Here is a 513-nt window from a genome sequence, read left to right as displayed (position 1 = left end):
ATAGTTGACGATAGATACCTCAATCGCTTGAGATCGCGAATTCGAATACCCAAGAGCAAGCGCAAGAAAGATCTCATAGCAAACAAACATTGCGCCGCCAACTATCAGATACTTCGGAGAAAAGTAAGATAACTTTGGGATGCCCACCACAATCAATAAAAAGATTGAACTTAGCGAATACAACATCGCCGCCCCACCTACTGGCCCTAAACTTTCGGTTACGAGCCTTGCAATACCCATTAAGCAACTCCAAGAGAGGATGGCAATACAGCCATAAAGTGTGAAGCGAAATTGCACGGATTTCATGTGACCTACTACTCACGAATGCCAAAGGAAACTTCAGCTTAACTCAAAAATGATCCGCTTCAACGTACTGTTTTATAAATTTCAGTATAAAAATGATTCTGTTATGCGTTTGGAGTCGATATGAAACACTTTCTACCATCGAGCGTCATGCTGACACCTTTTGTGGTCCGCTACTATGATGAAGAAGACGACGATCAAGAAATCGTC

1 pseudogene is annotated in these 513 nt (G+C 42.1%); it reads right to left on the bottom strand.

Annotated elements, in window-relative coordinates:
- Positions 1 to 306: pseudogene (locus R7Z77_RS28575) on the bottom strand (EamA family transporter); the annotation flags it as partial.
- Positions 307 to 513 lie beyond the last annotated feature (207 nt).

The sequence above is a fragment of the Vibrio sp. 1401 genome (assembly GCF_033340295.1).
Note: the sequence above shows the minus strand (reverse complement) of the source record. Positions and strands in the feature narration are given on the sequence as shown.